Consider the following 17,545-nt stretch of genomic DNA (forward strand, 5'->3'; position numbering starts at 1 on the left):
GGCGCTCTCCGGCCCTTGTCGTTGAGCTCGGGTCGGTTCCGGGGCGCGGGGGGTGGCCCCGGGGGGGGCCCCCGGGGGGGGGGGGGCGCGCGGGCCCCCCCCCCCCCCCCGCGGCGGGGTGGACCGGCCGGATCAGCCCTGCCAGAACCGGATCAGGTCGTACCCGAGGGCGTAGAGCCCGCCGGGCAGCCCGAGCCAGTCGCCGACGGTGAAGACGACCGAGAAGAACCAGCCGTTGATCCGTGGGTTCCAGAGCAGCGCGAAGAGCAGTAGGAAACCGTACGGGGCCATCAGGTCGTAGCCGCGCCGCCACTGCGGGGAGAGCCACGGGTAGAGCATGTTGCCACCGTCGAGGCCCGGCACCGGCAGCAGGTTGAGCACGCTAGCGGTGAGTTGCAGGAAGCCGAGTAACGCGACACCGGCCCAGAACTCGGGATGGGCGAGCACGTCCGGGCTGAACGCGAACGGCAGCACCAGGACCACGGCGAAGACCACGTTCATGGCCGGCCCGGCGAGGCTGACCAGGGTGTGCCGCAGCCGGCCGGGGATCTGGTGATGGTCGACCCAGACCGCCCCGCCCGGCAGGCCGATCCCACCGAGCAGCACGATCGCCACCGGCAGGATGAGCGAGAGCAGTGGGTTGGTGTACTTCAGCGGGTTCAGGGTCAGGTAGCCGCGGTGCGCCACCCCCCGGTCCCCGGCCCGGAACGCCACGATCGCGTGGGCGTACTCGTGTAGGCAGAGGGAGACCAGCCAGCCCGAGACGACAAAGAGGAACACGTCGAACCGGACATTGCCGAACCGGTTCCAGGCCATCACACCGCTGGCCACGAAGAGGGCGACCAGCGCCAGGAAGATGGGGCTCGGCCGGAACGCCTCCCTCGGTACGCCGAGGACGAGCCGGTCCCGCCCCGGCTGCTCGTAGCCCATCAGGTTCACTCGGCGACCGGTTGCAGGCTCATCCGGTACTCGACCCGATCGTCTTCGAGCAGGATCACCGTGGCGACGCCCGCCGCGGAGAGCTCGCGCCAGGTCTGGCCGATCCAGGACTCGGCGTCGGCCTGGCTGCCGAACGTCTCGTCCGGCCCGCTCACCGCCTGGCCGTCCGTGCCCTCGTACCGCCAGCTCCACGGCATATCGTGTCTCCCCTCACCGATGTCCCCGACGGACCCCCGCCAGCCTAGCCCGCCGGGGGCAGACGTCGATCGCCCGCGGCGTACCGGACGGACGTAGGGTGCCGGGATGCGATTGGTAAGCAGCCCCGACATCACCTCCGCGGCGAGCCGCCTGACCGGCCGGATCGTCCGGACGCCCCTGGTCGAGTCGCCCCGGCTCGGCGACAGCCTCGGGCTGCGGGTCCTGCTCAAGGCCGAGAACCTCCAGCACACCGGGAGCTTCAAGGTCCGGGGTGTGCTCAACGCGCTGCTGGCCCGCCGCTCCCGAGGCGAGCTGCCGCCCGGGGTGGCCACCTTCTCCGCCGGCAACCACGCCGCCGCGACCGCGTTCGCCGGACGGGCCCTCGGGCTGCCGGTGGTGGTCTGCATGCCACCCCGGGCGGTGGTCACGAAGGTCGAGGCGGTCCGCCGCTACGGCGGCGAGATCATCTTCACCGAGGACCTGCTCGGCACCTGCCAGTCGGTCGCGCAGGAACGGGGGTACGCGATCCTGCACCCGTTCGACGACCCTGATGTGATCGCCGGCCAGGCCACCGTCGGCGCCGAACTGATCCACCAGGCCGACGAACTGATCCACCAGGCAGCCGAAGTGACGCCACCGGCCGACGAATCCTCGCCAGCGGAGCCAGCGGTGCCGGTGGTGCCGGTGGTGCCGGTGGACGTCGTGCTGGTGCCGGTCGGCGGCGGCGGGCTGATCAGCGGTGTCGCGGCGGCGGTACGGGCGGCGTCGCCGTCGACCCGGGTGGTCGGCGTCGAACCGGTGACCGCGAACGCGATGACGTACGCCCTCCGCCTCGGTGCGCCGGCCCCCCTGCCCCAACGTCCGGTCTCGCTCGCCGACGGGCTGGCCGCGCCGTTCGCCGGCGTACACACCCTCGCGCATGTGCGGGAGCTGGTCGACGAGGTGGTGGAGGTGCCGGAGGAGGCGATCCGGCCGGCCTGGTGGGAACTGCTCGACAGCGGCAAGCTGCTGGTCGAGCCCTCGGCCGCGGTCGGACTCGCGGCGCTGCGGCACGGGCTGGTCCAGACCCGGCCGGGCGAGACGGTCGCGCTCGTCCTCTCCGGCGGCAACGTCGCCCCGGCGAGCCTGGCCGGGCTCGGCTGACCCTGCTCGGACATTGGTCGCCGGTCCCCTCGGTCGGGCCGGTGCGGACGCTGGCCTGGGCGACCCTGGCCAACACCGTCGGCACGGGCCTCTGGAGCGCGGGGGCGGCCCTGTTCCTCACCCGGAGCGTGGGGCTGCCGGTCACCTCGGTCGGAGTGGGCCTCACCGTCGCCGCGGTGGTCGGGCTCGGTGCGAGCGTTCCCCTGGGGCACCTCGCCGACCGACGGGACCCGCGCACCCTGCGGGCCGTCCTGCAGCTCGGGCAGGCGGCGGTCGCGGCGTCGTACCTGCTGGTCGGGTCGTTCGCCACGTTCCTGGTGGTCGCGGTCCTCGACGCCCTGCTCGTCGCGGGAAACCTCACGGTTCGGGCGGCGCTGGTCGCGGCGGTCGCCGGGCCCGAGGGGCGGGTGCACGCGTTCGCCACACTGCGGGCGGTGGCGAACGTCGGGATCAGCGTCGGCGCCGCGCTGGCCGGGCTCGCGCTGACCGCCGACAACCGCACCGGGTACGTCCTCCTGGCGCTCGGCAACGCGGTCACGTACCTGGTCTCGGCGGGCCTGCTGACCCGGTTGCCGGCCCTGCCGCCTCCTCCCGGTGTGGCGCGGGTGGGTGGTGGTCTGGCCGCGTTGCGGGACCGGCCCTATCTCGCGGTGAGCGCCGCCGCCTCGGTCGTCTCGCTGCACGCGGTGGTGCTCACCCTGGTCCTACCGCTCTGGATCGCCGGCCAGGCGCACATCCCACGGGCGACGGTCTCGGCGGTGCTGGTGACCAACGCGGTGCTGACCGTGCTGCTGACGGTCCGGCTGAGCCACGGTGTACGGGACACCCCGTCGGCCGCCCGGACGATGCGCCGGGCCGGGATCGTGCTGGCCGCCGCGATGCTCCTGTACGCGTCCTCGGCCGGGCTGGCCACCGGCACCGCCGTCGGTCTGCTGCTGTGCGCGACCGTGGTCTACACGGTCGGTGACCTTCACCACGCGAACGCCTCTGCCGGCCTGGCCTACAACCTTGCCGAACCGGCCGCGCTCGGGCAGTACCAGGGCGTGTTCGGTCTGGTGACCGGCCTGGCCCAGGCGGCCGGTCCGGCGCTGCTCACGCTGCTGCTGATTGGTGGTGGCCGGGCCGGGTGGGTGGTGTTGGCCGTGGTGTTCTCGTTGGCCGGATCGGCGGTGCCGGTGTTGACCCGTTCGGCGAGCCGCGCCGGGGATGGATGAGTTCGGACCATCGAGCGGTGGGGCGCACGAAGCGCCACGAACCGGTACACCTCGCGGTCGAGGTCGAGTAATCCCGTTCGGTGACCGACCTCCCAGGCGAATCCCCGGCTGGGCGCTCTAAGGTACGGACATGTCCGTTGACGGGTGGAACACGGTTCTCGTACTCGGCGGGATCCGGTCCGGCAAATCCGAGTTCGCCGAGTCGCTCGTGGGCGACGTGACGGCTGTCCGTTATGTCGCGACTGCGCGGCACCCCGAGTCGGACGATCCGGCCGACCCGGAGTGGACCGCCCGGATCGAGGCCCACCAACGTCGCCGCCCTGAGGGCTGGACAACGGAGGAGACCGCCGCCGACCCGTCCCGGCTGGCCGAACTGATCGCCGGCGCCACACCGGACCAGACGCTGCTCGTCGACGACCTCGGCGGCTGGGTGACCGTGCTGCTCGACCCGGTCCACCAGCCCGCCGACGACCAGGCGACCATCAACGAACTGGCCGTCGCGGTCCGCGACTGCACGGCCCGTCTGGTGCTGGTCAGCCCCGAGGTGGGGCTCTCGCTGGTGCCGACGACCACCCTCGGCCGGGCCTTCACCGACGCGCTCGGCACCACGAACCGGGCGGTCGCCGAGGTCTGCGACGCGGTGGTCCTGGTGGTGGCCGGGCAACCGTCCTGGCTCAAGCCGGCCGCGACGCGGCAGCCCGCCAGCATCCGGCCGGACGCGGTCGTACCGAGCCAGTCCGGACCGCCGCGGACCGCGGGGACCACCGACGCCGGGTCGGCCGACCGGACCACCCCCGAGACCCGGGCCGTGCCGGTGCCGAGCACCTCGCCGGCCGTACTCACGCCGCACCTGCCGGAACCGCAGCCGCAGGCACCGAAGGACGGTTCGCCCTGGACCGCACCGACCATGACGCTGCCGATGGTCGCCACCGGGCTGGTCATCCAGACCGGTATGGACCTGCCCATGCCGGACGAGTACACCGGTCCGCAGGCGATCGACCGGCTCGCCACCCTCGACCTGCCCGGTGCCGGGCTCGGCAACCTCGAACGGGTGATCGGCTTCGCCGCCGGCACCCAGGGCACCGCGACGCCCCGCCCGTGGCGGACGGTACGCGTACTGCTGCTGCACGGCGACCACGACGGCGGCGCCTCTGCCGGGTCCGTGCCGGGCGAGTCCGGCCGCCGGGCCGACCAGGCCCGCTCCGGAGCGGGCCCGCTCGCCCGGCTCGCCGCCGAGGTCGGCGCGAGCCTCCAGGTGGTGGACGCACCGACCGCCGCGCCGATCGAGGACGGTCCGGCGTTGAGCGCCGAAGCGGTCGAGTCCGCCCTGCGGTACGGCTGGCGGCTGGCCGAGGAGGCGGTCGACGCCGGGGTGGAACTGATCGTGGTCGGCGCCTGCGGCGCGGGCACCGAGGCCGCCACCGCGGCGGTGCTCGCCGCCACCGCCGGCGCCGAGTCCGCCGCCGTGCTGGGACGGGTCATCAGCCCCGGCGGACAGGTGGACGACGCCGCCTGGATGATCCGCTGCGCCGCCGTACGTGACGCCCTGCACCGCACCCGGCGCAGCCCCCGGGGACCGAAGGACGTCCTCGCCGAACTGGGCGGTGGCGACATCGCGATCGCCGCCGGCATCCTGCTCGGCGCGACCGCCCGGCGGACCCCGGTGCTGCTGGACGGGCCGGTCGGGGTGGCCGCCGGTCTGGTCACCCGCGACCTCGCCGGCCAGTCTCGGCACTGGTGCCTCCTGCCCGACCACGGCGGACACCCCGCGGTCAAGCTCGCGGCCGACGTACTCGGCCTGGCCCCTCTGCTCGACCTGCGGCTGGACCTGGGCGAGGGGGCGAGCGCGCTGGCCACCCTGCCGCTGCTGCGCACCGCGCTCACCCTGGCCGCCTCGGTCGGCGAACACCCGTCGCTGACCCCGACCGGCTGGGCGGAGTCGCCCACCGGCCACGGGGACGATGCCCCGGCCGACGGTGGCGACCGGCAGCCGGCGGAGGACGTACGGCCGCCATCCGACGGCGAGCCGGCCGACGGTGGTCAGCCGGACCGGGACGAGCAGCGTACGGGCACCGAGCCCGGTGACGGCCGTACCGCCGACGACGGCGAGTTCGACGAACCGGAACCGGACGGTCCGGGCCCGGCCCGCAGCGACTGGTTGCCCGACGGCGCCTCGCGCGGTGCCTGACCGGAGCCTCCCGGCCGGCGCCCGGCTGGCGCTCACCACGTTCACCATCGCTCCGCTGCGCACCGGTCGGGTCGACCGGGAGACGGCGGCGGTGGCGATGCTGCTCGCCCCGGCCGTCGGGGCGCTGCTCGGCGTGGTGCTCGCCGCGATCCTGCTCGGCGCCGCCGGTGCCGGCGCGCCGGTGCTCGTCGCCGGGGTGGTGACCGTGGCCGCCGGGGCGCTGCTCACCCGGGGGCTGCACCTGGACGGGCTCGCCGACACGGTCGACGCGCTCGGCTCGTACCGCTCCGGGCCGGCCGCACTGGAGATCATGAAGAAGCCCGACGTGGGCCCGTTCGGCGTCGCCGCACTGGTGCTCGTACTCCTGCTCCAGGTCGGGGCGCTCGCGGCCCTGCCGGACCGACGCTGGCCGGCGCTGCTCGCCACGGTGGTCGCCGCCACCGCGGCGGGGCGGCTGGCGGTCGGCTGGGCCTGTCGGCGGGGAGTGCCGGCGGCCCGGCCGCAGGGGCTCGGCGCGCTGGTCGCCGGGACGCTCGGCCCGGTGCCGCTGGCGCTGGCCACGGTCGCCGTCGCGGGCGTCGCGGTCGCGGCCGTGCCGGGCCGCCCGTGGCAGGGACCGCTCGTGGTCGGGGTCGCCCTCGCCGCCGGGTCGGTGCTGCTGCGCCACACCGTACGGCGCTTCGGCGGAATCACCGGTGACGTGCTCGGCGCCCAGGTGGAGGTCGTCACCACGCTGGTCTACCTCGGTCTCGTGCTGACCGGCTGATCCGGCCGGCCTTCTTCGGTAGCGTTCGCGAAAGAGAATCACTACTTCCGGTGAGCGGGGCGCGCGTCATGATCATTACGGACGATTTCCTGCCTCTACCGGTGCCGGAGTCGCTCACCGCGACCTACCTGGTGCCGGTCACGACGCCCCCCGAGGTGACCCCGGCGCAGGCGATGGCGGCACTCGGGGACCGGGTCACCGAACTGGTCCACGACCTGTCCCGGCAGATGCTGGAGAGCCCGCTGATGACGGTCGACCTGCGGCCGGTCGACGAGTTTCCCGAACTGCCACCGGACCTGCTCACCGCCTTCGGCGCCACCGAGGAACAACTCGGCCGGCTCGCCGCCGCGACCAACCTGGTCGTGGTCCAGGCGAGCTACCGGCCCGGCTGGCCCCCGGCCCACGAGTGGGCCGCCCGGGCGGTCGGCGCGGCGATGGCCGAGGCGGTCGGCGGCGACCTGGTCGACGTCTTCGGCCTCCAGTTCCTCGACCCGGCGACCGCGCTGCGCTCGCTGCCCGACCCCGAGGGACGGGTACGGCTGGTGGACTGGGTCCTGGTGCCGTACTCGACCGCCGAGGGCGGGCTCTGGTTCACCACCAAGGGCCTGCGCCGGTTCGGACTGCTGGAACTCCAGGCCCAGGAGGTGCCGACCCACCTCACCCGGGGCTGGGGCGCGGTGATGACCGGGGTGGCCCGCCGACTGCTGCGCACCTGGACCGACGGGCTCTCCGGGATCGAGGTGCCCGCCTTCGTCCAACTGCCGGTGGTGACCACCGTCACCGACCACGACATAGCGGTCGCGTACGGCTATCCGCGCCAGCAGGACGCCGCCGGCCCCGCCGCCCTGCGGCTGGAACTCGACCCGGCCACCGACCCCGAGGCCGACTCGTTCCTCACCCTGCTCCCGCCGATCGGCCACCCGGGTTCGGCCAGCCGGTACTTCGCCGGGGTCTGCACCACCCTGTTCGGCGCGCCCCGGTCCGACGTCCGCTACGACCGCAGCGACGACGCGATGGCGCGGGCGGTCGCCACCGCCCGCGCCGGCCTGCCCGCCATCCGGGAACGCTTCGTCACCGGCTCGCTCGCCGGTGACCTGCAACTGCTGGTCAAGTACGCCCTGACCACGGCCGAGGGACCGGAGTACGTCTGGGCAGGGGTGGACTCCTGGCAGCGTCCGGAGCGGATCCTCTGCACCAGCGCCTGTGACGCGGTCGCCGACCCGACGGTACGGATCGGCGCCGCTGTCACAGTCGATGCCGCCGACGTGGTCGACTGGGCGCTACTCGACCGGGGTTCGGTCGTCGAGGGTGGCTGGACGCAGGCCGTACTCGACGCCGGCCAGCGCGGCTGACGTTGGTGGCGGAACGGGTGGTCAGCGCACCGACGGCTGCACGAACGGGGGCTTGACCACTCGCATCACCGAACGGCGTCCACGTACGTCGACCTCGACCGTCGCACCCTCGGCGAGCCCGGCGGCGGTGTCGAGCAGGGCGAGCCCGATGCCGGCCTTGCCGGTCGGCGAGAAGGTGCCACTGGTGACCGTGCCGACCTCGGCGTCACCGGCGAGCACCCGCATCCCCGGGCGCGGAATGCCCCGGTCCTGCGCGGCCAGACCCCAGAGCAGGCGACGCGGGCCGGCCGCCTTCTCCGCCAGCAGGGCCTCCCGGCCCCAGAACGCCGGCTTGCCCCAGCCGACCGCCCAGCCGGAACGGGCCTGGACCGGGGTGATCTCCAACGACAGGTCCTGCCCGTGCAGCGGGTAACCCATCTCGGTGCGCAGCGTGTCCCGGGCGGCCAGCCCGCAGGCCCGCAGCCCGTACGGCTCACCGGCGGCGAAGAGCGCGTCCCAGACCGCGGTCGCCCCGGCCACCGGCACGACCAGCTCGTACCCGTGTTCGCCGGTGTAGCCGGTCCGGCAGACCACCAGCTCCACCGGTTGCGCCACGCCGGTACCGAGGGTGGCGGTGGAGAAACTCATGTAACCGTGGTCGGTCGGCAGCCCGAGCGCGCCGAGCAGGTCGGCCGAGCGCGGCCCCTGCACCGCCAGTACGGCGTACGCCTGGTGTTCGTCGGTGACGGTGATCCCGGCCGGCGCGGCGGCACGCAGCCGGCGTACCACCTCGGCGGTGTTCGCCGCGTTGGGGATCAGGAAGACGTGGTCGTCGGCGTAGAGGTAGGCGATGATGTCGTCCACCACACCGCCGGTCGCCTCGTCGCAGCAGAGCGTGTACTGCGCCCGGCCGGGGGTGATCCGACCCAGGTCGTTGGTGAGGCACGCGTTGACGAAGTCGGCGGCGCCGGGGCCGGTCACCCGCGCCTTGCCCAGGTGGGAGACGTCGAACACGCCGACCGCCTCGCGGACCGCGGTGTGCTCCTTGAGCACCCCGCCCCCGGCGTACTCCAGCGGCATGGACCAGCCGCCGAAGGCGGCGAATTTGGCGCCCAACGCGGCGTGCCGATCATGCAGGGGCGAACGGTGCAACTGGTCGGCGGCGGCCGTGGTCAGGTCGGTCATGGGAGGCAACTTACCGGGGGTCGACCTCCTGGCTCATGCCGGCTCGACCTCCTCGTTAGCATCGGCGGGATCCCTTCGGCGGCAGTCGCTGGGACATCCGACCTCTTCGGCGGGTAGGTTCGCCGAAGACCTTCGTCGCCGGACCGCGCACAACGCGGCCGGCCAAGCCCGTCCGGAGACGCCGAGTGACATCGCCCAGCACCACCCTCAGCTTGGTCGACACCGACCCCGCCGAGCTTGCCGTCGACGCCCTTGTGATCGGCGTGCACAGCCAGACCGGGTCCGCGGACACCGGAGGTGAGGGGCCCGGCGGGTACGCCGGCACGCTGCTGCTGGCCACCGGCGCGGAGAGCATCGCCGCGGCCTTCGACGGCCGCCTCACCGAAACCCTGGCCCTGCTCGGCGCGACCGGCGCCCCGGGCGAGGTGATCAAGCTCGCCACCCTCGGCACGGTGACCGCCCCGCTGGTCGTCGCCGTCGGCCTCGGCGCGGAGCCGACCGGCGCCGCCCCGGCGCCGGAGACCCTGCGCCGGGCCGCCGGGTCGGTGATCCGTGCCCTCGCCGGAGCCGGTCGGGTGGCGCTGAGCCTGCCGGTGCCGGACGACGAGGACGGCCCGGCGGCGTTGCGCGCGATCGCCGAGGGCGCGCTGATCGGCGGCTACCGCTTCGCCGGCTACAAGACCCGCCCGCAGCCGACCCGCCGTAACCCGGTGGCGGAGATCGCGGTGCACGTGCCGGACTCCGGCGACGTACGGGCCCGGGCCGAGATCGCCCGCGCGACCGTGGTGGCCGCGGCCGTCGGCCAGACCCGGGACTGGGTCAACACCGCGCCGAACGAGCTGCGCCCGCCGTCGTTCGCCGAGGCGGTGGCGACCGCCGCCAACGCGGCCGGCCTGACCGTCGAGGTGTTGGACGAGAAGGCGCTGGCCGACGCCGGATACGGCGGCATCATCGCGGTCGGGCAGGGTTCGGACGCCCCGCCGCGCCTGGTGAAGCTGACGTACCAGCCGCCGGCCGGGACCGCCAACGGCAAGCGGATCGCGCTGGTCGGCAAGGGCATCACCTTCGACACCGGCGGCGTGTCGATCAAGCCGGCCCAGGGCATGTGGGAGATGAAGTCCGACATGGCCGGGGCGGCTGCGGTGGCCGCCACCATGATCGCGATCGCCGAGCTGAAGCCGGCCGTGTCGGTGCAGGCGTACCTGCCGATGGCCGAGAACATGCCGTCGGCGAGCAGCTACCGCCCGGGTGACGTGATCACCATGTTCGACGGCAAGCGGGTCGAGGTGCTCAACACCGACGCCGAGGGCCGGATGATCCTGGCCGACGCGATCGCCCGCGCCTGCGCGGACGGCTGCGACTACCTGCTGGAGACGTCCACCCTGACCGGCGGTCAGGTGGTCGCGCTCGGCAAGCGGGTCGCCGGCGTGATGGGCACGGCGGAGTTCTGCACCCGGGTCCAGGCCGCCGGTGACGCGGTCGGCGAGCCGGCCTGGCCGATGCCGCTGCCGGAGGACGTACGCAAGGGCATGGACTCCGACGTCGCCGACATCTCGCAGGTCAACGCGGGAATGGACCGGGCCGGGCACATGCTGCAGGGTGGTGTCTTCCTGCGCGAGTTCGTCACCGACGGGGTGGACTGGGCGCACATCGACATCGCCGGGCCGAGCTACCACTCGGGCGAGCCGACCGGTTACTGGACCAAGGGCGGCACCGCGGTGCCGGTGCGTACCCTGCTGCACCTGGTCGAGGAGATCGCGGCCGAGAACTGACCGACAGCACCGACGACTGACCCCCGGCCATCAGGCCGGGGGTCAGTTCGTTTCACGCGGGGTCGTCGACGTTGCTCACGCACCCGTACTCCGCTTGCGGCGCTCGTTGAAGTCGCGCATCCGCTGCGGGTAGCCGACCAGCCGGACGTCGTAGATCGGGATCGCCATCTTGTGCGCGAATCGCCGGGCACCATCCGGGCCGTCGACTCGACGCCGGGTCCACTCGCCGTCGTACGCGATCAACATCACTGTCGTCTCGGTCACGGTCGTGCGTGGCTCGATGAACGCCTCGACACCCCGCCGCGACCGGACGAACTCCTCCAGGTGCTCGAAATCGCCGCGGTTCGCGATTCGGTCCCCTGCCGCGCCCGTGCCCTGCTTACGCCGCCGAAACCAGGCCACCCGTCAATCTCCTCCCGCCCGCTCGTGCCGGCCATGTCCGGTGATTGGGCAAGCGTACGTGGAACGGACGTGTCCTTGGGCACCTCAGTTACGCGGCGCGGGACCACAAGTGACAAGATGACCCAGGTAGAAGGTATCCGGCCGGAATGCAACGGCCGGTGAGGACGAAATGCCCGTTTCCATTGGCATGGCCCTCGTGGCAGCGACGCGACCTGGGAGTTAACTGTGAGCGAGCCGAACGGCGGAACCTTCGATGTCGTCATCCTCGGAGGTGGCAGTGGGGGGTACGCGGCAGCGCTACGCGCCGCCCAGCTGGACCTCTCCGTCGCGCTGATCGAGAAGGGCAAGCTCGGCGGGACCTGCCTGCACAACGGGTGCATCCCGACCAAGGCGCTGCTGCACGCGGCGGAGATCGCCGACCAGACCCGCGAGTCGGAGCAGTTCGGCATCAAGGCCGAACTGGTCGGCATCGACATGTCCGGGGTGAACTCCTACAAGGACGGGGTGATCTCCCGCCTCTACAAGGGCCTGCAGGGCCTGATCAAGAGCGCCAAGATCACCGTCGTGGAGGGGCACGGCAAGCTGGTCGGCCCGGACACCATCGAGGTCGACGGACGGCGCTACACCGGCCGCAACATCATCCTCGCCAGCGGGTCGTACGCCCGCAGCCTGCCCGGCCTGGAGGTCGACGGCGAGCGGGTGATCACCAGTGACCACGCCCTGGTGATGGACCGCGTGCCCAGTTCGGCCATCGTGCTCGGCGGCGGGGTCATCGGCGTCGAGTTCGCCAGCGTCTGGCGCTCGTTCGGGGTGGACGTGACCATCGTCGAGGCGCTGCCCCGACTGGTCGCCGCCGAAGACGAGGAATCCTCGAAGGCGCTGGAGCGCGCCTTCCGCAAGCGTGGCATCAACTTCAAGACCGGCAAGCGCTTCGAGAAGGTCGAACACACCGACTCCGGCGTCAAGGTGACCATCGAGGGCGGCGAGACCTTCGAGGCCGAGGTGCTGCTCGTCGCGGTCGGCCGTGGCCCGACCACCGCCAACCTCGGCTACGAGGAGCAGGGCATCAAGGTCGACCGGGGCTTCGTCCTGACCGACGAGCGGCTCCGTACCGGCGTGGCGAACATCTTCGCCGTCGGCGACATCGTGCCCGGCCTCCAGCTCGCCCACCGCGGCTTCCAGCAGGGCATCTTCGTCGCCGAGGAGATCGCCGGACTGAACCCCGCCGTGATCGACGAGAACGGCATCCCGCGCGTCACCTACTGCGACCCGGAGCTGGCCTCCGTCGGGCTGACCGAGGCGAAGGCCAAGGAGCAGTACGGCGCGGACAAGGTCTCGACGTACAACTACAACCTCGGCGGCAACGGCAAGAGCCAGATCCTCAAGACGACCGGCTTCGTGAAGCTGGTCCGGGTCGCCGACGGCCCGGTGGTCGGCGTCCACATGGTCGGCGCCCGGGTCGGCGAGTTGGTCGGCGAGGCCCAGTTGATCTACAACTGGGAGGCCTACCCGGCCGAGGTGGCGCAGCTCGTCCACGCCCACCCGACGCAGACCGAGGCTCTCGGCGAGGCGTTCCTCGCCCTGGCCGGCAAGCCGCTGCACGCGCACGCCTGACCCGACAGTTCTTCCGCGACACCCGGCGGCAACCGGGTGACGATCGCACAGGCCACGAAGGAGTCTTGAGAGATGCCGGTATCGGTCACCATGCCCCGGCTCGGCGAGAGCGTCACCGAGGGCACCGTCACGCGCTGGCTGAAGCAGGAGGGCGACCGGGTCGAGGTCGACGAGCCGCTGCTCGAAGTGTCGACCGACAAGGTCGACACCGAGATCCCCTCCCCCGCGGCCGGCGTGCTGAGCCGGATCGTGGTGAGCGAGGACGAGACCGCGGAGGTCGGCAGCGAACTCGCCGTCATCGCCGGTGAGGGCGAGTCGGCCGGTGACAGCGGCCCGACCGCGCAGGCCGCTCCGCCCGCTCAGCAAGCCCCCGCCGAGGAGAAGCCGGCCGCCCAGGCACCGGCCGCCCCGCAGGCGGCACCCGCCCCGGAGCCGGCCGCGGCCGAGCCCACCCCGGCGGCGACCACGCCGGCCAGCGGCGGTGGCACCGTACTGAAGATGCCCGCGTTGGGCGAGAGCGTCACCGAGGGCACGGTCACCCGTTGGCTCAAGGCCGTCGGCGACACCGTCGAGGCCGACGAGCCGCTGCTCGAGGTCTCGACCGACAAGGTCGACACCGAGATCCCGTCGCCCGCGGCGGGCACCCTGTTGGAGATCAAGGTCGCCGAGGACGAGACCGCGGCGGTCGGCGCCGACCTCGCGGTGATCGGGACCGCCGGAGCGGCACCGGCCGCGACGCCGGCCCCCCAGGCCACCCCGGCCCCGGCGAAGGCCGAGCCGGCCCCGGCCGCCGAGCCCGAGCCGGTCTCCGGTGCGTCGTACGCCGCCCCGGCGGCCGAGACCGAGCAGTCGGCCAAGCCGGTGCAGACCGAGCGGGCGGCCCAGCCGGCCCCGGCAGCCGAGCGGGCCTCGTCCCCGGCCGCACCGACCGGCGACGAGGCGGGGTACGTCACCCCGCTGGTCCGCCGGCTCGCCAGCGACCAGGGCGTCGACCTGTCGACGGTGACCGGCACCGGTGTCGGTGGCCGGATCCGCAAGCAGGACGTGCTGGAGGCGGCGGAGAAGGCACGTGCCGCCGCGGCCCGTCCGGCGGTGGCTCCCGCCGCTGCCGCGCCGAAGCCGGCCCCGGCGAAGGCCGAGCCGAGCCCGCTGCGGGGTCGGACCGAGAAGATGACCCGTACCCGGGCCACCATCGCCCGGCGCATGTTCGAGTCGCTGCAGAGTTCCGCGCAGCTCACCACGGTGGTCGAGGTGGACGTCACCAAGATCGCCCGGTTGCGTCAGCAGGCCAAGAACGACTTCGTGGCCAAGCACGGCGTCAAGCTCTCCTTCCTGCCCTTCTTCGCGCTCGCCGCGGTGGAGGCACTGAAGACCTACCCGGTGGTGAACGCCTCGATCGACCTGGAGGCGGGCACGATCACCTACCCGGCGAGCGAGAACCTGGGCATCGCGGTCGACACCGAGAAGGGCCTGCTCGTACCGGTGATCAAGGAGGCCGGTGACCTCAACCTCGCCGGCCTGGCCCGGCGGATCGCGGACGTCGCGGAGCGGACCCGGACCAACAAGATCGGTCCGGACGAGATCTCCGGCGCCACCTTCACCATCACCAACACCGGCAGCCGGGGGGCGCTCTTCGACACCCCGATCGTGCCGGCGCCGCAGGCCGCCATCCTCGGCACCGGTGCGGTGGTCAAGCGGGCCGTCGTGGTGAACGACCCGGAGCTGGGCGAGATCATCGCGCCGCGCTCGATGGTCTACCTCGCCCTCTCCTACGACCACCGGCTGGTCGACGGCGCCGACGCGGCCCGTTTCCTGACCACGGTCAAGGAGCGGCTCGAAGCCGGTCACTTCGAGGCCGAACTGGCCTGACCGGCGCAGATACGCGACAACCGGGGACCGCGAGCACTCGCTCGCGGTCCCCGACGCTTTTCCCGCCCCTCCCACCGGCGCGGTCCGGCGACGCCCTCCTCGATACTCCGTGACAGAGCGGGCACCCTCCGGTTACGGGGATATACCGCCCGGCACGGCATGACCGAACCCTCTGCGAGGATGGACGGATGCGGATCCTTGCCGCCGGTGCGTCCGGCTTCCTCGGCAGTCGACTCGTCGACCGGTTGCGGGCCGACGGCCACGAGGTCGTCCAACTCGTCCGGCGACCGGCAACCGACCCCGGCCAGGTCCGGTGGGACCCGGCTGCCGGGCAACTCGACCCGGCGGCGCTCGCCGGCACCGACGTGGTGGTCAACCTGGCCGGCGCCGGAGTGGGAGACCACCGGTGGAACGACCGGTACCGCGAGCTGTTACGGACGAGTCGGGTGGACACCACCCGTACCCTCGCCGAATCGATCGCCGCGCTGCCGTCGACAGAACGACCGGGGGTGCTGCTGAACGCCTCCGCGATCGGCTGGTACGGCGACACCGGCGATCGGGCGGTGACCGAGGAGTCGCCCGCCGGTGAGGGATTCCTCGCCGACATGTGCCGGGTCTGGGAGGCGGCGACCGGGCCGGCGGAGGACGCGGGTGTGCGGGTCGTCCGCCTGCGTACGGGTTACGTGCTGCACCGCGACGCCGGTTTCCTGAAGCCGCAACTGCTGCCGTTCCGGCTCGGCATCGGCGGGCCACTGGCCGGAGGTCGGCAGTGGATGCCCTGGATCTCACTCGCCGACTGGCTCGCCGCCGTGAAGTTCCTGCTCGCCCGCGAGGACCTCGCCGGATCGGTGAACGTGGTCGGCCCGGAACCCGTGACGAACGCCGAGTTCACCCGCGAACTCGGGGCGGCGGTGCACCGGCCGGCGGTGCTTCCCGTGCCCAGTTTCGCCCTGCGGATCCTGCTCGGCGGACTGGCCGTCGAGGCGCTCACCAGCGCCCGGGTCCGGCCCGGGGTGCTGCCCCGGACCGGTTTCACCTACCAGCACCCCAACCTGCGTTCCGCCCTCCACGCCGCCCTCCACGAGTAAGGAAGGGCCCCTTGTTATCGCTTTTTGTATAGGAAGGGGCCCTTCCTAACCTGGCCTTCGGGGGCGCTGGGACGGGGACGGTTGGCGTTGGGAGCAGGGGGTCGGGGTCGGGGTCGGGGTCAGCAGCCGATCACCCAGTAGTTCGGGCCGGTCTGCCTCAGCGCCGAGGTGTAGAAGGTGTTGTAGAGGCCCATCCGCTGGTCGGAGCCGTTGGCGTAGGCGTACCCGCCGGACTGGTAGGCACGACCGGCCTGGACGTGCGCGTAGTTGGTCGCGGTGACGCAGACCGGGGGCGTACCACCACCGGCGGTGGTGGCGGAGACGGTGGCGGAGCGGGCGCTCTCCACGCCGGCCGAGCTCACCGCGCTGACCGCGTACGCGTAGCTGGTCGCGGCGGTGAGGCCGGAGTCGGTGTAGCCGGTGGCGGCGACCGCCGTCGACGTGACCCGGGTGCCGTTGCGGTAGACGTGGTAGCCGCTGGCCCCGCTCGCCGCACCCCAGCTCAGCGAGACGGAGTTGGCGGTGGTGCCGGTGACGGCAAGGCCGGTCGGGGTCGCCGGAGCACCCGGCTCACCCGGGTTGCCCGGTCCGCTGGAGCCGCCGTCGAGGCCGAAGAAGAGCGCGTCGCGGTACGCCGAACAGATCGTGTCCAGGAAGTACGCGGCGGCGGTGCCGCACTGGTCCGCGCCGGTGCCCGGGTCGACCGGGGTGCCGTGGCCCATGTTGGCGACCTGGTAGAGCCGGACGGCGTCGTTGCCGTACACCTCCAGGGTGGTGCCGGCGGGCAGCGAGGAGGTGCTGGTCGGGGTCTGCGACACGCCGGCCACGTTGGTGAACTGGTCCCGCAGTTCGGTGCCGTTGGCGGGCACCACGACGGCGTCCGAGCGACCGTGCCAGATCGACACCCGGGGGCGCGGACCGGTGTAACCGGAGTAGCCGGCGCGGACCAGGTCACCCCACTGCTGCGGGGTCTTGCTCACCGAGGAGTACATGCAGGTGTAGGCGTTGACCTGCGAGGTGGCGCAGCGGTAGGGCAGTCCGGCGGCGATGGAGCCGGCGGCGAAGACGTCGGGGTATGTGGCGAGCATGGCCGCGCTCATCGCCCCACCGGCGGAGAGCCCGGTGACGAAGACCCGGTCGGCGTCGGTGCCGTAGTTGGCGACCGAATAGTCGATCATCTGCTTGATCGAGGCCGGCTCACCCTGGCCCCGGCTGGTGTCGCCGGTCAGGAACCAGTTGAAACAGGCGTTGGCGGCGTTGGCGGCGCTGGTCTGGGGGAAGACGACCGTGAACTTCCACTGGTCGGCGAACTTCTTCCAGCCGGAGTTGGTGTAGTACGCGTTCGCGTCCTGGGTGCAGCCGTGCAACGCGACCACCAGGGGCGCGTTCGACGGCAGGTTGTCCGGGCGGTAGGCGTACATGCTGAGGTTGCCGGGGTTGCTGCCGAAGCCGGTGACCTGGGTGAGGCTGGCGGCCTGGGCGGGAGCGGCACCGGTGAGGACCGCCGCGGCGATGAGCACGGGTACGGCGGCGGCGCGGACGATCCGGGCGAGTAGTGCGGGTGGGCGGCGGCGCACGGGCGTTCTCCTGACGATGAAGGTGTGAACTGGGTCACCCCCGAGTTGCCGCGACGTTACGTCCGCATGACAGCACCCTGACATGGTTGACACTCACATATTCACCTATGCCGCCATGTGCCCTCGTCGCGCGCCACCACCCACATGTAAGGAGGGGCCGCCGGGTTTAGCCAAGGGGGGTACACGGGGGGCGGCCGAGAACGGGCCACAGGGCGGGGGGGGGGGGGGGGGGTGGGGGGAGGGGGGGCGGGGGGCTGGG

Annotated in this window: 14 protein-coding genes; 9 read left to right on the top strand and 5 right to left on the bottom strand. The window is 72.9% G+C overall.

Annotated elements, in window-relative coordinates:
• Positions 1 to 132: 132 nt before the first annotated feature.
• Both ACIBF5_RS02040 and ACIBF5_RS02045 read right to left on the bottom strand, forming a co-directional pair.
• On the bottom strand, positions 133 to 930 hold the full coding sequence (locus tag ACIBF5_RS02040) for a site-2 protease family protein (RefSeq protein WP_396807125.1): 798 nt from the start codon (positions 928 to 930) through the stop codon (positions 133 to 135).
• A gap of 5 nt (positions 931 to 935) precedes the next feature.
• Positions 936 to 1,136 carry a hypothetical protein gene (locus ACIBF5_RS02045; protein ID WP_121155984.1) on the bottom strand — a complete coding sequence of 67 codons (201 nt, stop codon included), beginning with the start codon at positions 1,134 to 1,136 and terminating at the stop codon, positions 936 to 938.
• 106 nt (positions 1,137 to 1,242) lie between these two features.
• Between ACIBF5_RS02045 and ACIBF5_RS02050 the strand changes: the two genes are divergently transcribed.
• The 5 genes from ACIBF5_RS02050 (at position 1,243) to ACIBF5_RS02070 (ending at position 7,800) form a co-directional block, all read left to right on the top strand.
• Entirely contained in the window at positions 1,243 to 2,280 is a 1,038-nt protein-coding gene (locus ACIBF5_RS02050) for a threonine/serine dehydratase (RefSeq protein WP_396807127.1), read from the top strand.
• Positions 2,281 to 2,321: 41 nt separating this feature from the next.
• Positions 2,322 to 3,494, top strand: a complete 1,173-nt coding sequence (locus tag ACIBF5_RS02055; protein ID WP_396807129.1) for an MFS transporter — start codon at positions 2,322 to 2,324, stop codon at positions 3,492 to 3,494.
• Between the two features lie 130 nt (positions 3,495 to 3,624).
• The gene (locus ACIBF5_RS02060) at positions 3,625 to 5,682 is read left to right on the top strand and encodes a bifunctional adenosylcobinamide kinase/adenosylcobinamide-phosphate guanylyltransferase (RefSeq protein WP_396807131.1); all 2,058 of its coding nucleotides are present in this window, start codon (positions 3,625 to 3,627) and stop codon (positions 5,680 to 5,682) included.
• Positions 5,675 to 6,448, top strand: a complete 774-nt coding sequence (locus ACIBF5_RS02065) for an adenosylcobinamide-GDP ribazoletransferase (protein ID WP_396807133.1) — start codon at positions 5,675 to 5,677, stop codon at positions 6,446 to 6,448. The genes ACIBF5_RS02060 and ACIBF5_RS02065 overlap by 8 nt, the downstream gene beginning before the upstream one ends.
• A 68-nt stretch (positions 6,449 to 6,516) precedes the next feature.
• Positions 6,517 to 7,800: a DUF2314 domain-containing protein gene (locus ACIBF5_RS02070; RefSeq protein ID WP_396807135.1), complete on the top strand. Its 1,284-nt coding sequence runs from the start codon at positions 6,517 to 6,519 to the stop codon at positions 7,798 to 7,800.
• 21 nt (positions 7,801 to 7,821) lie between these two features.
• Here ACIBF5_RS02070 and gcvT read toward each other — a convergent pair whose 3' ends face one another.
• Complete coding sequence (gene gcvT / locus ACIBF5_RS02075) at positions 7,822 to 8,964, bottom strand: glycine cleavage system aminomethyltransferase GcvT (RefSeq protein ID WP_396807137.1); 1,143 nt, start codon at positions 8,962 to 8,964, stop codon at positions 7,822 to 7,824.
• A gap of 185 nt (positions 8,965 to 9,149) precedes the next feature.
• Between gcvT and ACIBF5_RS02080 the strand changes: the two genes are divergently transcribed.
• Entirely contained in the window at positions 9,150 to 10,736 is a 1,587-nt protein-coding gene (locus ACIBF5_RS02080) for a leucyl aminopeptidase (RefSeq protein WP_396807139.1), read from the top strand.
• Positions 10,737 to 10,811: 75 nt separating this feature from the next.
• Here the strand turns inward: ACIBF5_RS02080 and ACIBF5_RS02085 are convergent, their stop codons facing one another.
• Positions 10,812 to 11,138 (bottom strand): hypothetical protein, encoded by a 327-nt coding sequence (locus ACIBF5_RS02085; protein ID WP_396807141.1) that lies wholly within the window; start codon positions 11,136 to 11,138, stop codon positions 10,812 to 10,814.
• A 225-nt stretch (positions 11,139 to 11,363) separates the two neighbouring features.
• On the opposite strand from ACIBF5_RS02085, the gene lpdA reads away from it, so the two are divergent.
• From lpdA to ACIBF5_RS02100, 3 genes are all read left to right on the top strand, one after another.
• The gene (lpdA, locus tag ACIBF5_RS02090; RefSeq protein ID WP_396807143.1) at positions 11,364 to 12,752 is read left to right on the top strand and encodes a dihydrolipoyl dehydrogenase; all 1,389 of its coding nucleotides are present in this window, start codon (positions 11,364 to 11,366) and stop codon (positions 12,750 to 12,752) included.
• Positions 12,753 to 12,824: 72 nt separating this feature from the next.
• A complete protein-coding gene (sucB, locus tag ACIBF5_RS02095; RefSeq protein ID WP_396807145.1) occupies positions 12,825 to 14,621 on the top strand; it encodes a 2-oxoglutarate dehydrogenase, E2 component, dihydrolipoamide succinyltransferase in 1,797 nt (598 codons plus the stop codon).
• A gap of 188 nt (positions 14,622 to 14,809) precedes the next feature.
• Positions 14,810 to 15,709 carry a TIGR01777 family oxidoreductase gene (locus ACIBF5_RS02100; RefSeq protein ID WP_396807147.1) on the top strand — a complete coding sequence of 300 codons (900 nt, stop codon included), beginning with the start codon at positions 14,810 to 14,812 and terminating at the stop codon, positions 15,707 to 15,709.
• A 119-nt stretch (positions 15,710 to 15,828) separates the two neighbouring features.
• Here ACIBF5_RS02100 and ACIBF5_RS02105 read toward each other — a convergent pair whose 3' ends face one another.
• Positions 15,829 to 17,286: a PHB depolymerase family esterase gene (locus tag ACIBF5_RS02105; protein ID WP_396807149.1), complete on the bottom strand. Its 1,458-nt coding sequence runs from the start codon at positions 17,284 to 17,286 to the stop codon at positions 15,829 to 15,831.
• Between the last annotated feature and the right edge of the window lie 259 nt (positions 17,287 to 17,545).

This window comes from Micromonospora sp. NPDC050417 (genome assembly GCF_044458865.1).
Classification (GTDB): domain Bacteria; phylum Actinomycetota; class Actinomycetes; order Mycobacteriales; family Micromonosporaceae; genus Micromonospora_G.